This is a genomic window from Alteromonas sp. 5E99-2 (genome assembly GCF_017368475.1).
GTDB lineage: Bacteria > Pseudomonadota > Gammaproteobacteria > Enterobacterales > Alteromonadaceae > Alteromonas_F.
Genome location: NZ_JAFNJE010000014.1, coordinates 62045 through 75205, shown reverse-complemented (window position 1 = coordinate 75205; position 13161 = coordinate 62045). Strand labels below are relative to the sequence as shown.

The window sequence follows — 13161 nt, the reverse complement described above, 5'->3', positions numbered from 1 at the left end:
ATAATTATGGAATCGCAGCGCAGTTTTTTAATAATAGGTCTAGCTCTAGTATCCTTTATGCTATGGCAGCAATGGCAAGTGGATTACGGACCTCAACCTATAGAACCAATAGCAGAGCAGGCATTATTACCTGAATCTGACACCCCTTCAGTTTCATCTACCACAAGCGTAGATGACAGCTTCGTGCCTGAAGGTGACGCTAGCACTGTAAAAACAACGAATATAGACGCTACCCAAAGATACGTAAAGGTAAAAACCGACGTATTAGATATCACTATAGATTTAATTGGCGGTGATGTAGTAGACGCTCTTCTAATAGATTTCCCTATTTCTCAAGACAGCGACGACCCCTTTATATTGTTACAACGGGACAACGGAATTCACGTAGCCCAAAGTGGCTTAGTTGGTTTAAATGGTCCTGATGCAAGTAAAGATGGAAGACCAAAATACCAAGTACAACAATTAAATTTCGTTCTTGATGAAAATCAAAACGAAATCACTATTCCATTAACTTGGGAAAGCGACACAATCAGTGTGACTAAGTTATTCACAATAGCTAAAGGTAGCCACGACGTAAAAGTTAATTATGACGTTTTAAATAAAACATCATCGCCAATACAAATACAGCAATACGCACAACTAAAACAAACCACCGACGCAGACGATTCTTCTAGTTTATTTATGCCTACCTATAAAGGTGCTGCATATTCTACTGAAGATAAACGTTATAAAAAATACGATTTCGACGACATCGCAGATGAAGACCTAAGAAAATCAACGCCTGCCGGCTGGGTAGCCATGTTACAACACTACTTTGTGGCGGCATGGGTTCCACCTCAAACAGAGACCAATAACTTATATACAAAGCAGCTTAGAAATGGCGATGCTATTATTGGCTTTACTGGCAGCCCAGTTAATATTGCGGCAAATGACAAAGTATCAATCTCTACCTTGTTATATGTAGGTCCAAAAAATCAAGAACACCTGAAAACACTGGCTCACGGTCTAGATCTTACCGTAGACTACGGACCACTTTGGTTTATATCAGTATACTTATTTAAATTACTTAATTTTTTACATGGCCTTGTACAAAATTGGGGACTAGCAATAATCCTTATCACAGTCATTGTAAAAGGATTAATGTACCCGTTAACTAAAAAGCAATATGAATCCATGGCGAAGATGCGAAATCTAGCGCCAAAAATGAAGCAATTAAATGACCGTTATGGCGACGACAGACAGAAAAAATCACAAGCCATGATGGAACTGTACAAGAAAGAAAAAGTTAACCCTATGGGGGGGTGTTTTCCAATACTCCTACAAATGCCGATTTTCTTAGCTTTATATTGGGCATTGCTAGAAAGTGTGGAATTACGCCACGCCGGTTTCTTGTGGATAACTGATCTCTCCGTACAAGACCCCTATTTTATAATTCCAATATTAACTGGCTTAAGTATGTTCTTTTTACAAAAACTTCAGCCGTCAACTATGACTGATCCAATGCAGCAGAAGATAATGCAATTCATGCCAGTAGCAATGAGTATATTTTTCTTCTTCTTCCCTGCCGGTCTTGTTTTATACTGGTTGGTAAGTAATGTAATCACATTAGTACAAGCAAAAATAATCTATGCGTCTATGGAAAAGCGCGGTTTAAAATAAACGAAAGGTAAACAGGCCCATGCCATCATTTGATGTTGTTTCTGAAATAAATATGGAAGAAATCCGCAACGCCACTGAAAATGCGTCGCGAGAACTTAGTACACGTTTTGATTTTAGAGGTGTAGCCGCTAGCTTCGAATACAAAGATGAAAGCGTAGTCATGTCTGCTGAAGCTGAGTTTCAGCTTCAGCAAATGGATTCCTTATTCAGAGGGGCCTGTGCGAAACGCCAAATAGATACCAGTGCTCTTGATGTTCAAAAAATGGATGTACGTGGAAGAAATTATCGTCAAACCATATTGTTCAAACAGGGCATAGAAAAAGACGTAGCAAAGAAAGTAGTTAAAGCTATAAAAGACGCAAAGTTAAAAGTACAAGCGTCTATTCAAGGCGACCAAGTCCGAGTGACAGGTAAAAAGCGCGATGACCTACAAGGGGCAATTGCGTTATTAAAAACCACTGACTTAGGCCAACCTTTTCAATTTAATAATTTCCGTGACTGATACTATTGTCGCACAAGCTACACCACCTGGCAGAGGTGGTGTAGGCATAGTAAGAGTGTCAGGTCCTCTCGCCAAAGATGTCGCAAGCCACGTTTTAAATACAAGTCTTTCACCCAGAAAAGCAACCTACCTTCCCTTTTTATCTGATAACAACGACGTTATAGACCAAGGCATAGCCCTATTATTTACTAATCCAAATTCATTTACCGGTGAAGATGTTTTAGAACTTCAAGGTCATGGCGGGCCAGTCATTATGGATATGTTGTTAGAAACCATCCTAAAATTAGAAGGCGTTAGACTGGCCAAGCCTGGTGAATTTTCTGAACAAGCATTTTTAAATGACAAATTGGATCTTGCTCAAGCAGAAGCAATCGCCGATCTTATCGACGCAAATTCCCGTGCCGCGGCAAAAAGTGCACTTCGTTCTTTGCAAGGCGTGTTCTCTGATCAAGTGAGCGCGTTAGCCAACGAAATTATTCATTTACGTATGTACGTAGAAGCCGCCATTGACTTTCCTGAAGAAGAAATCGACTTTTTAACCGATGGCAAAGTCACAAATGATCTTAGTATTATTAATTCAACACTGAAAACCCTCATAGCAACAACCAAGCAAGGTGCCCTTCTAAAAGAAGGTTTAAATGTGGTTATTGCCGGCAAACCTAACGCAGGTAAATCAAGCTTATTAAATCAGTTATCGGGGAAAGCCTCAGCGATAGTAACTGATATAGCCGGTACCACCCGAGACACCTTAAAAGAACATGTCTCTATAAATGGCGTTCCTCTGCACATAATAGATACCGCAGGTTTAAGAGAAAGCTCAGATAAAGTTGAATTAATTGGGATAGAACGAGCGTGGGACGCCATAAACCAAGCTGATAGAGTGTTATTTGTTGTCGACGCTGAAGATAACGAAAATATCGACCCCTACGAAATTTGGCCTGATTTCATGCATAAATTACCCAGTGATATGCCAGTTTCAGTTGTGCGAAATAAAATAGACAAAACCGAAGAAAACGCCGGAATAGAAGATGTAAATACAAAGCACGGTAACTTCCCAGTAATACGAATTTCAGCTCAAGCTCAGCAAGGCATAGACACCTTGCGCAACCACTTAGCTGAAACAATGGGCATTGCACAAGTGACTGAAGGTCAATTTATCGCAAGAAGACGCCATCTGGATGCGTTAAATACAACAGAACACCATTTAACTATAGGTACTGAGCAATTGCATGACGCTATGGCAGGTGAGCTTCTAGCAGAAGAACTTCGATTAGCACATAGTGCTTTGTGTGAAATAACAGGCGAATTTACATCTGACGATCTATTAGGCAAAATATTCTCATCCTTTTGTATTGGAAAATAACGTGTCTAACAAAGTAGCAATCATTGTGGGTAGTGTTTTAGGCGCTACCGAATACGTCGCTGAAGCAGTAGAAAACTGCTTAAAAGATAAAGGATACGAACCACAAGTATTCCTAGCACCTAACATTGACGATATACCAACAGATGTAGAATGGTTAATTTGTACTTCTACTCATGGTGCAGGGGATTTGCCCGATAATATTGTTCCCTTTGCAAACGCATTAAATAATGTCGACTTGTCTTCTCATAAAGCGCGGATCATTGGCCTAGGCGATTCCAGTTACGATACCTACTGCTATGGCGCTATGACAATGGAAAAAAAATTAATTGCAGCAGGAAGTACACTAGTGACCCCTGTACACACAATCGATGTGTTACACCACCCCATACCTGAAGATGAAGCGGTAAAATGGGTAAATGAAAACTACTAATGCATGAATGATTTAGAGCTAGACGCACTTAATAATCCTTTAAGTAACGATGCTAGAGTCGTTTATATGTTGGGTTTAAGACCTAATTTTAACAAGCAATCAGGGTATACTAGCCCACTAGATTACAAAGCCTTACTCAATTTAGTTAATGGGAAAGAGCCTAAACTGACTCGTGGGCGACAAATTAACGCGTTAATAAAAGAATTGATCTCCGTCAATTTAGTTGCACTATTGCCCAATGACGACATTCAATTATCGTTAAACGGGAAAATATTGTTACTACCAAAGTGCAACGAAGAAACAAGCCCCAAATTAAAAGCAACGAAAGTCCTTTCCAATAAAACCCCGATACACCGAGATTGGGAGCCAAACAAAGACACCTTTATTGATATTTGCACACTAATAGGTGTCATTGAAACTGAATATTCACAAGAAGAGTTGGGTGAATTTATTGCATATTGGCTAGGAAGAACCGAGGTCAATCATACCGAATATCAATGGACGCAAAAGTTTGCACAACAATTAAAGCGCAATAGAACCTCTGTAGAGTCTAATTTAAGCAAACAAACAGGCACTCAAACTCATACAAACACAGTTTCTTCTCTCGAGGCAGATGACAATGCCAAGCGCCTAGTGGCAAAATACAAGAAAACGAAAAACAATAAATAGGTTTTTACCCATGGAATCTTTTAAAAATAAGCTCGATAAATTAGCGCGTTCATTAGGTAAGCCTGAAATAAGTCAAAATACCATTGATTACAAATCAATGCGTAAAGTTTACGATCAACAAGCTAATGACGATATTAAGCAGTTACAACAACATACCAAGCTAAAACGCATTGAAGCGATACACGGTAAATCTGACTTAAATCCGAAATGGACCTTTGAAAACTTATCTAGAGACAGTGAAGACGTAATAGAAGCAATTAGCATAGCGGAATCCTTCATTGCAGCACACGATGATTTAGAGTGGCGTACTAGTAGCTCACACATGATGTTGTTCTACGGTGATTATGGAAGAGGAAAGTCTCATATAGCCGGTGCAATCGCTCACAAGCTTATCGATCAGCATGAAATAAGCGTTTTATACAGACAACTATCGACACTTTTAGAAATGCGCTTTTTTTCCTATGATTTTTCTTCTCAGGACAACATCGGAGAAAAATTTAGACAAGCACATCAACAATTATTAGACGTAGATTTGCTCATATTAGATGAAGTTTGCGTAAACGAAACCGTATTAAAAAAGAATGCACAAAGCTGGTTAGGCCATGTATTGCGCCAACGTTCAGCAGACAACAAAAACTGTATACTGATATCAAATCACAATTTAAAAGAGCTAGAACACGCTCTAGGCAAGTATTGCTTTGAATCAATAAAAGAATACGATACCTATAAAGTTAGATTCAGCGGGCCTAGCAGACGAAACACAATCGTACCGGAAATACCTGAATCCCATTCAAGTAATAGCTACAAACCGAATCAAGTAAAGTGATTAACCTGATCCCTGTTTAATAAATCGCGCTCGGTGCTGTCAGAATTAGCGCTTACAAAGAAACACTTGTACCCTTCCTTAAACAGGATTCAGATTAATTTTTCTCTCTTAATTACCTTCTAAAACGATAAAAAATGAATGAATAATCCTTATTTCTAATAAAGATTATTCATTCACCCGCATCTAAAAAATAATTACTTCTAAAATCACACAATACTATCCACATTACACATCCTTTAATTTTGTTAGCTTCTAACAGTTTATCCCCAAAATAATGACAACTTATTATTAGCTGTGGATAAGATCATCCTAGATCATGTGAATAACCTAGTTATAGTTTAATAATATTCAAAGTACAATTTTTAACCTGTGAATAAATCAACACCTTATACACATGTTCTAAACCTGATCAAAATAGACTTATACAAACTTTATTATGTTATTCAAAATATTGTTTTAATTAGAAAAAAAAGGGTTATCCACAAAAAAAGGCCAACCTAATAATAGTAATAATAAAGATCTATATAAGTTCTTTATAAATATTAAAGAAATCGCTTCGCTCAATAATAGGCTAAAATTGTAGCAATTTTGACCATTCCAAATTGGCTCATTCTTAGCTAGAATACGCGACCAATTTTCTACCCTAAGGTGTATGTATGTATTACCACCAAAATTTTGACGTCATTGTTGTTGGCGGTGGGCATGCTGGAACTGAAGCTGCTCTTGCATCTGCACGTATGGGTGCACAAACTTTATTGCTTACTCATAATTTAGAAACTATTGGCCAAATGTCGTGTAATCCAGCTATTGGTGGAATAGGTAAAGGCCACTTAGTCAAAGAAATAGATGCACTAGGTGGTGAAATGGCACTTGCCATTGATAAAGGTGGAATACAATTTCGAACTTTAAACGCAAGTAAAGGCCCAGCAGTACGTGCAACAAGAGCACAAGCAGATAGATCACTTTATCGAGCTGCCATTAGACAAAAAGTAGAATCCCAACCGAATCTCACCTTGTTTCAACAAAGTTGTGATGATCTTATTGTAGAAAATAACCGTGTATACGGCGTTGTTTCACAAATGGGATTGAAATTTAAAGCTAAAACCGTGGTTTTAACTGTAGGAACCTTTTTAGGTGGAACAATCCACATAGGTTTAGAAAATTACAAAGGTGGAAGAGCAGGTGATCCCCCATCAATCGCATTAGCAAAACGTCTTAGAGATTTACCTTTTAGAGTTGATCGATTAAAAACAGGTACACCCGCTCGTTTAGATATACGCTCGTTAAATTTAGATGTGATGCAAGCACAACCAGGTGATACCCCTACTCCTGTATTTTCATTTATGGGAAATGAAAGCTTACATCCTGAACAAATTCCTTGTTACATTACTCATACAAACGAAAACACACACGATATTATACGTTCAGGTTTAGACCGTTCGCCTATGTATACAGGTGTAATTGAAGGTGTTGGTCCAAGATATTGCCCGTCTATTGAAGATAAAATAGTGCGTTTTGCAGATAAAACATCTCATCAAATCTTTGTAGAGCCTGAAGGATTAAACAGCATTGAAGTTTATCCAAACGGCATATCAACAAGTTTGCCATTTGACGTACAAGCAAATTTAATTCATTCAATTAAAGGATTTGAAAACGCACATATCATTCGTCCAGGCTATGCAATTGAATATGATTTTTTCGATCCAAGAGATTTAAAACAAACATTAGAAACCAAATTCATTGAAGGTCTATATTTTGCAGGTCAAATTAATGGAACAACGGGTTATGAAGAAGCGGGAGCTCAAGGTTTATTAGCCGGTGCAAATGCTGCGTTAAAAACCATGGAAAAAGATCCCTTAATAATTCGCCGAGACCAAGCTTACATGGGCGTATTAGTTGATGATTTAGCCACAATGGGCACAAAAGAGCCTTATCGTATGTTTACAAGCCGAGCTGAATATAGATTATTGCTGCGAGAAGACAATGCAGATATAAGACTTACGCCAATGGGAAGAGAAATTGGTTTGGTTGATGATCAGCGCTGGGCATCGTTTAATGAAAAACAAGAAAATGTTGAACAAGAATTACAACGCCTAAGAAGTTTATGGATTCATCCAGAGCACGCAGCTACAGCTGAATTAAATAAATTAGTAAAAACGCCCATAAGCAAAGAACATTCTGGTGAAGAATTAATTCGACGACCAGAAATTACGTATCAGAATTTAATGAAAATTCCGTCGTTAGGGCCAGCCTTAGAAAATAAAATTGCCGCAGAGCAAGTTGAAATTCAAATTAAGTACGCAGGTTATATCGCTCGACAGCTTGATGAAATTGAAAAATCGCGCAGACATGAAGACACGCTCCTACCAATGGACTTTGATTATGCAAAAATATCCGGTCTATCCAATGAAGTCGTTGCTAAATTAACACAAGCAAGACCTGAAACTATTGGTAAGGCGTCTCGTATTTCGGGTATTACGCCAGCAGCCATTTCACTTTTACTCGTGCATCTTAAAAAACAAGGTTTGCTGCGCAAACATCACAAGCAAAGCGCTTAGTGAAGGAATAACAATGGAATTCGACCGTTCGCGTTTAACCGCAAAATTAAAACAGTGTTGCAACGCATTGCCGTTTGATGTTGAAGAAAATCAACAAGAATGTCTATTAGATTATTTAGCTATGATGGTTAAATGGAATAAAGCGTACAATTTAACATCAGTTCGTAACGCCGATGACATGTTAATTAAACATATTGTTGATTCAATATCGATAAAACCTTATATCAAAGGGAAACATTTTATCGATGTAGGTACAGGGCCGGGTTTACCTGGAATTCCTTTATCAATTGTTATGCCTGATTGTGAATTTACCTTGCTAGATAGCCTAGGTAAACGGGTTAGGTTTATGAAGCAGTGTGCTTTTGATTTAAAATTAGAAAATATTAACCCAGTACAAAGTCGCGTAGAATCGTACTCAGAAGGGATTCCATTTGATGGAGTATTGAGCAGAGCGTTCGCATCGCTAAAAGATATGTTGCACTGGTGCGAACATCTGGTAGATTCAAAAGGAATATTTTACGCATTGAAAGGTCAATTTCCTGAAAGTGAATTATCTGATATTGATGATTCGTTTGAGGTTGTTTCAACCCAATCATTAGATATTCCTGAATTGGACGGCGAACGACACTTAATTCTTGTGAAAAAGACAACTTAGAGGTCTCAGTGGCACAAACCATAGCAATTGCAAATCAAAAAGGTGGTGTGGGTAAAACGACAACAGCCGTTAATGTTGCTGCGTCTATGGCTGCAACAAAACGACGGGTTTTACTGATCGATTTAGATCCGCAAGGAAATGCTACTATGGGTAGCGGTGTCGATAAGTACGAAGTAGATTCGACTTGTTATGAGCTTCTAATTGAAAATAAACCTACTGATGACGTAATTATTAAAAACACGTCCGGTAAATATGATCTTATTGCGGCCAATGGCGATGTTACCGCTGCTGAAATTAAATTAATGGAGCAATTTGCGCGAGAATTGAAATTGCGCACTGCACTGGATGTTGTTCAAGAACAATACGATTATATTTTTATAGATTGTCCACCATCGCTAAATCAACTGACAGTGAATGCACTTGCCGCTTCTGATTCTGTACTCGTGCCTATGCAATGCGAATATTATGCCCTTGAAGGGTTAACGGCATTGATGGATACCATTCAAAAATTAGCATCAGTTGTAAATCCGAAATTGAAAATTGAAGGCGTACTGCGAACAATGTACGATCCTCGTAACCGTTTGGCTAATGATGTTTCCGAACAACTCAAACGTCATTTTGGTGAACAGGTTTATCGAACTGTCATACCAAGAAATGTAAGATTGGCAGAAGCTCCAAGTTTTGGCGCGCCAGCAATGTATTATGATAAATCATCCACAGGCGCAAAAGCGTATTTGGCGTTAGCGGGTGAGATTTTGAGAAGGAAAAGTGCCTCCTCAATCAAAAAAACAGCGAAAGCAAGTTAAATACGTTTAGTAAAATAATAAGACAGAGGAAAGTATGTCTGCTAAAAAAAGAGGGTTAGGTCGTGGCCTAGACGCCTTACTTGCGACAAGTCGCGCTCAAGAATCTACATTAGAAAATGGCAATGAAAATACAGATTCTGCTAATACGGATGCGCCAAATCCCAATGCTAATGAATTAAAAAAGCTACCCATTGAGTTTCTTTCTCCCGGTAAATATCAACCACGAAAAGACATGTCTCCAGAAGCGCTAGATGAACTCGCGTCATCAATTCGCGCTCAAGGTATTATTCAACCTATCGTTGTTCGTCCAATTGGCGAAGATAAATACGAAATTATTGCGGGTGAAAGACGCTGGCGTGCTTCACAACTTGCAGAATTAGATGTTATTCCTTGTTTGGTTAAACCTGTACCCGATGAAGCTGCTGTTGCAATTGCGTTAATTGAAAATATTCAGCGAGAAGACCTAAATGCAATGGAAGAAGCGCAAGCGCTAGAGCGCTTAATGAATGAATTTTCATTAACTCATATGGAAGTGTCAGAAGCTGTTGGAAAAAGCAGAACTACAGTAACGAATTTATTGAGACTGAATAACCTTAATGAAGATGTGAAAAAGTTACTAGAATACGGTGATATAGAAATGGGCCACGCAAGAGCCTTGCTTGCTCTAGAAGGCGAATCTCAATCTGAAGCAGCGCAAGTTGTTTCCGGTAAAGGTTTAACTGTACGAGATACAGAAAAACTTGTGAAAAATGTACTTGAACCCTCCCCTCCCAAAGAGCCTAAGTTGGTGGATCCTGATGTTAAACGACTTACCGAGTCTTTATCTGAATCCATAGGAACTCAGGTTGCAATCGACCATAACAAACGAGGTAAAGGCAAAATTACTATAGCCTTTAATGATTTAGATCAACTCGATGGCATACTTTCCCACTTCAATTTAGATAACGATTAATGTTGTAAATATTGTGTAAAAAGAATGTTTCGTTTATTCTTAAGACTAAATGTTGATAATAATCGATAAAACAGTATAATCGCGGCGCTTTTATAAAGAGAAAAACCCGATTTGACTGGAAAATTAAAATCCATAGCGATAGGTAAAAAAATCGCAAAAAAAGGATTCGTATTCCAGCTGGTATGTTCAGCGTTACTGGTAGCTATTGCCACCTTATTTTGTACTATAAATATAGGTTTGGCAGTTGGATATGGCGCAGTAATTAGCCTCCTACCGAATGCAGTGTTTTCCCTCTTTGCATTTCGCTACTCTGGTGCCCAGCAAGCACAAGCCGTAGCGCGTAGTTTTAATCAAGGGTCAAAAATTAAATTGGCCATTACAATCAGTTTATTTGTGGTCGCATTTGCAGGTTTGAATTTGTCTCCTGCGCCGGTTTTTATCGGCTTTATTGCTACTACTTTCGTCTACTGGACGGTATTGTTTCGCACTCAATAAACAATAACAAAGCGAAGCTCGTAAAGAATTTTTATTTTACAAATTAGGTTTAACAATGGCATCAGGATACGAAGTCAAAGACTATATTGGGCACCATCTTACTAACGCTACTATGTGTTCTACGGACAATGGAATAGCGTTTAATGAAGCATGTGCCGATGCGGGTTTCTTTGCAATTCACTTAGATTCAATGGGTTGGTCTATTGGCCTTGGTTTAGTGTTTCTTATTCTTTTTCGCAGCGTAGCGAAAAAGGCAACTACTGGCGTACCTGGAAAAATGCAGGCGTTCGTAGAATTGGTTGTTGAGTTTGTTGATGACAACGTGAAAAGTACTTTTCATGGAAAAAGCGCGCTTATTGCGCCATTGTCTCTAACCATTTTCGTTTGGATTTTATTGATGAACTTAATGGACCTTGTGCCTGTTGATGTAATCCCTAAAATCAGTGGTATTATTGGTGAACAATTCTTCGGTATTGATTCTCATCATGTCTACAACAAAGCGGTACCGACCACAGACATTAATGTTACTCTAGGTTTAGCCCTAGGGGTATTTGTTCTTATCTTATTCTACTCATTGAAAATGAAAGGAATTGGCGGTTTTACTAAAGAACTTACCATGCAGCCTTTTGGTCATTGGGCCTTTATTCCGGTTAACTTCATTCTTGAAACTGTGACTTTGCTTGCGAGACCTTTGTCTCTTGCCCTGCGTTTGTTTGGTAACTTATACGCAAGTGAACTCATCTTTATTCTAATTGCTAGCCTTGGTTTAGCGCAGTTACCACTGCACTTTGCATGGGCTGTTTTTCATATTCTTGTACTTCCTCTGCAAGCCTTTATTTTCATGATGCTAACCATCGTGTATTTAAGCTTGGCGAGTGAAGAACACTAATTTTTTAACTTTTAATTTTTAACTTTAAAAACACTTGGAGACGTAAATGTTATACATCGCTGTTGCTCTACTTATTGGGTTGGGTGCACTCGGAACTGCAATCGGTTTCGGTCTACTTGGTGGTAAGTTTCTAGAATCTGCTGCTCGCCAGCCAGAACTAGCACCTACCCTACAGGTAAAAATGTTCATCGTAGCGGGTCTTATCGATGCGATCGCTATGATCGGTGTTGGTATCGCGTTATACCTTCTTTTCGCTGTTGGTGCATAAGTATTATTCATCCAGTTATTAGCGAATAGAGAGAGGAGGCAGGATTATGAATCCTAATTTAACCCTCGTTGGTCAATTAATTGCTTTTGCGGTCTTCGTTATTTTTTGTATGAAGTACGTATGGCCACCATTGATGGCAGCAATTGAAGAGCGTCAGAAAAAAATAGCCGATGGGCTTGAAGCTTCTGATCGCGCTGAAAAAGACCTAGAGCTAGCTCAGAGTAATATTGCTGAGCAAATGAAAGACGCGAAAGCGCAAGCGGCTGAAATTATCGAGCAAGCTAAAAAACGTGCCAACCAATTGGTTGAAGATGAAACACAACGCGGCCATGCCGAACGTGAAAAAATCATCGCACAAGGCCACGCAGAAATTGAAGCTGAACGCAATCGTGCCAAAGAGGATTTGCGCAAACAGGTATCTGCTCTTGCAGTTGCTGGTGCTGAACAAATTCTTGAACGTGAAATCGATGCTAACGCGCAAAGTGACATTGTTGAAAAACTTGTCGCTGAGCTTTGATAAGGAGTCGACACCATGTCTGAATTGACTACGGTTGCTCGTCCTTATGCAAAAGCTGCTTTCGATTTTGCCGTCGACAAAAATGCCATTGAAAAATGGCAAGAAATGTTGGTTTTCGCAAGTGAAGTTGCGGTGAATGAAAATATGCAAGATATGTTGTCAGGTGCATTAGCAGCCGACACCCTTGCAGAATTATTCATCAATGTTTGCGGTGAACAACTCGACGAAAATGGCCAAAATCTTATAAAGATATTAGCCGAAAATAAACGTCTTCCAGCGTTACCTGCTATTTCAACTTTGTTTAACGCTTTAAAAGCGGATTACGAGAAAGAAATTGAAGTTGATGTTACGGCCGCTACTGAACTTACTGCACAGCAGCAAGACAGTTTAAGTGCTTCTTTGGAAAAACGTTTGGCACGAAAAGTGAAGCTTCATTGTAACGTTGACGCATCTTTAGTTGCCGGAATGGTAATTAAAGCAGGCGACACTGTTATCGATGGTTCAATTAAATCTAAGCTGAGCCGTCTTTCAGACGCGTTGCAAGCGTGATTAGCATAAAATCGGGGAAATAA

General features: G+C 38.9%; 15 protein-coding genes. All 15 read left to right on the top strand.

Annotation, left to right across the window (positions count from 1 at the left end; translation table 11 throughout):
- Nucleotides 1–6 precede the first annotated feature (6 nt).
- The 15 genes from yidC to atpH all read left to right on the top strand — a co-directional run bounded on the left by yidC (nucleotide 7) and on the right by atpH (nucleotide 13138).
- Complete coding sequence (gene yidC, locus J3L16_RS13960) at nucleotides 7–1659, top strand: membrane protein insertase YidC (protein ID WP_207613610.1); 1653 nt, start codon at nucleotides 7–9, stop codon at nucleotides 1657–1659.
- A 19-nt stretch (nucleotides 1660–1678) separates the two neighbouring features.
- Nucleotides 1679–2161 (top strand): YajQ family cyclic di-GMP-binding protein, encoded by a 483-nt coding sequence (locus J3L16_RS13955; RefSeq protein ID WP_207613609.1) that lies wholly within the window; start codon nucleotides 1679–1681, stop codon nucleotides 2159–2161.
- Complete coding sequence (mnmE, locus tag J3L16_RS13950) at nucleotides 2148–3524, top strand: tRNA uridine-5-carboxymethylaminomethyl(34) synthesis GTPase MnmE (protein WP_207613644.1); 1377 nt, start codon at nucleotides 2148–2150, stop codon at nucleotides 3522–3524. Before J3L16_RS13955 ends, mnmE begins: the two co-directional genes overlap by 14 nt.
- Before the next feature lies 1 nt (nucleotide 3525).
- Nucleotides 3526–3954 carry a flavodoxin domain-containing protein gene (locus tag J3L16_RS13945; RefSeq protein ID WP_347564681.1) on the top strand — a complete coding sequence of 143 codons (429 nt, stop codon included), beginning with the start codon at nucleotides 3526–3528 and terminating at the stop codon, nucleotides 3952–3954.
- A 3-nt stretch (nucleotides 3955–3957) separates the two neighbouring features.
- Nucleotides 3958–4623 carry a DnaT-like ssDNA-binding domain-containing protein gene (locus J3L16_RS13940; protein WP_207613607.1) on the top strand — a complete coding sequence of 222 codons (666 nt, stop codon included), beginning with the start codon at nucleotides 3958–3960 and terminating at the stop codon, nucleotides 4621–4623.
- A 10-nt stretch (nucleotides 4624–4633) separates the two neighbouring features.
- Nucleotides 4634–5449, top strand: a complete 816-nt coding sequence (locus J3L16_RS13935) for an ATP-binding protein (RefSeq protein WP_207613606.1) — start codon at nucleotides 4634–4636, stop codon at nucleotides 5447–5449.
- Nucleotides 5450–6105: 656 nt separating this feature from the next.
- Complete coding sequence (mnmG, locus tag J3L16_RS13930) at nucleotides 6106–8007, top strand: tRNA uridine-5-carboxymethylaminomethyl(34) synthesis enzyme MnmG (RefSeq protein WP_207613605.1); 1902 nt, start codon at nucleotides 6106–6108, stop codon at nucleotides 8005–8007.
- Between the two features lie 13 nt (nucleotides 8008–8020).
- Nucleotides 8021–8662 (top strand): 16S rRNA (guanine(527)-N(7))-methyltransferase RsmG, encoded by a 642-nt coding sequence (gene rsmG, locus J3L16_RS13925; RefSeq protein WP_207613604.1) that lies wholly within the window; start codon nucleotides 8021–8023, stop codon nucleotides 8660–8662.
- Nucleotides 8663–8670: 8 nt separating this feature from the next.
- A complete protein-coding gene (locus J3L16_RS13920; RefSeq protein ID WP_207613603.1) occupies nucleotides 8671–9468 on the top strand; it encodes a ParA family protein in 798 nt (265 codons plus the stop codon).
- A 34-nt stretch (nucleotides 9469–9502) separates the two neighbouring features.
- Nucleotides 9503–10420 (top strand): ParB/RepB/Spo0J family partition protein, encoded by a 918-nt coding sequence (locus tag J3L16_RS13915; protein ID WP_207613602.1) that lies wholly within the window; start codon nucleotides 9503–9505, stop codon nucleotides 10418–10420.
- A gap of 111 nt (nucleotides 10421–10531) precedes the next feature.
- Entirely contained in the window at nucleotides 10532–10915 is a 384-nt protein-coding gene (locus J3L16_RS13910) for an ATP synthase subunit I (protein WP_242698842.1), read from the top strand.
- A gap of 55 nt (nucleotides 10916–10970) precedes the next feature.
- Nucleotides 10971–11804 (top strand): F0F1 ATP synthase subunit A, encoded by an 834-nt coding sequence (gene atpB, locus J3L16_RS13905; protein ID WP_207613601.1) that lies wholly within the window; start codon nucleotides 10971–10973, stop codon nucleotides 11802–11804.
- A 46-nt stretch (nucleotides 11805–11850) separates the two neighbouring features.
- A complete protein-coding gene (gene atpE, locus J3L16_RS13900; protein ID WP_207613600.1) occupies nucleotides 11851–12072 on the top strand; it encodes a F0F1 ATP synthase subunit C in 222 nt (73 codons plus the stop codon).
- 46 nt (nucleotides 12073–12118) lie between these two features.
- Nucleotides 12119–12589 carry a F0F1 ATP synthase subunit B gene (atpF, locus tag J3L16_RS13895; protein ID WP_207613599.1) on the top strand — a complete coding sequence of 157 codons (471 nt, stop codon included), beginning with the start codon at nucleotides 12119–12121 and terminating at the stop codon, nucleotides 12587–12589.
- Between the two features lie 15 nt (nucleotides 12590–12604).
- The gene (atpH, locus tag J3L16_RS13890) at nucleotides 12605–13138 is read left to right on the top strand and encodes a F0F1 ATP synthase subunit delta (protein ID WP_207613598.1); all 534 of its coding nucleotides are present in this window, start codon (nucleotides 12605–12607) and stop codon (nucleotides 13136–13138) included.
- Nucleotides 13139–13161 lie beyond the last annotated feature (23 nt).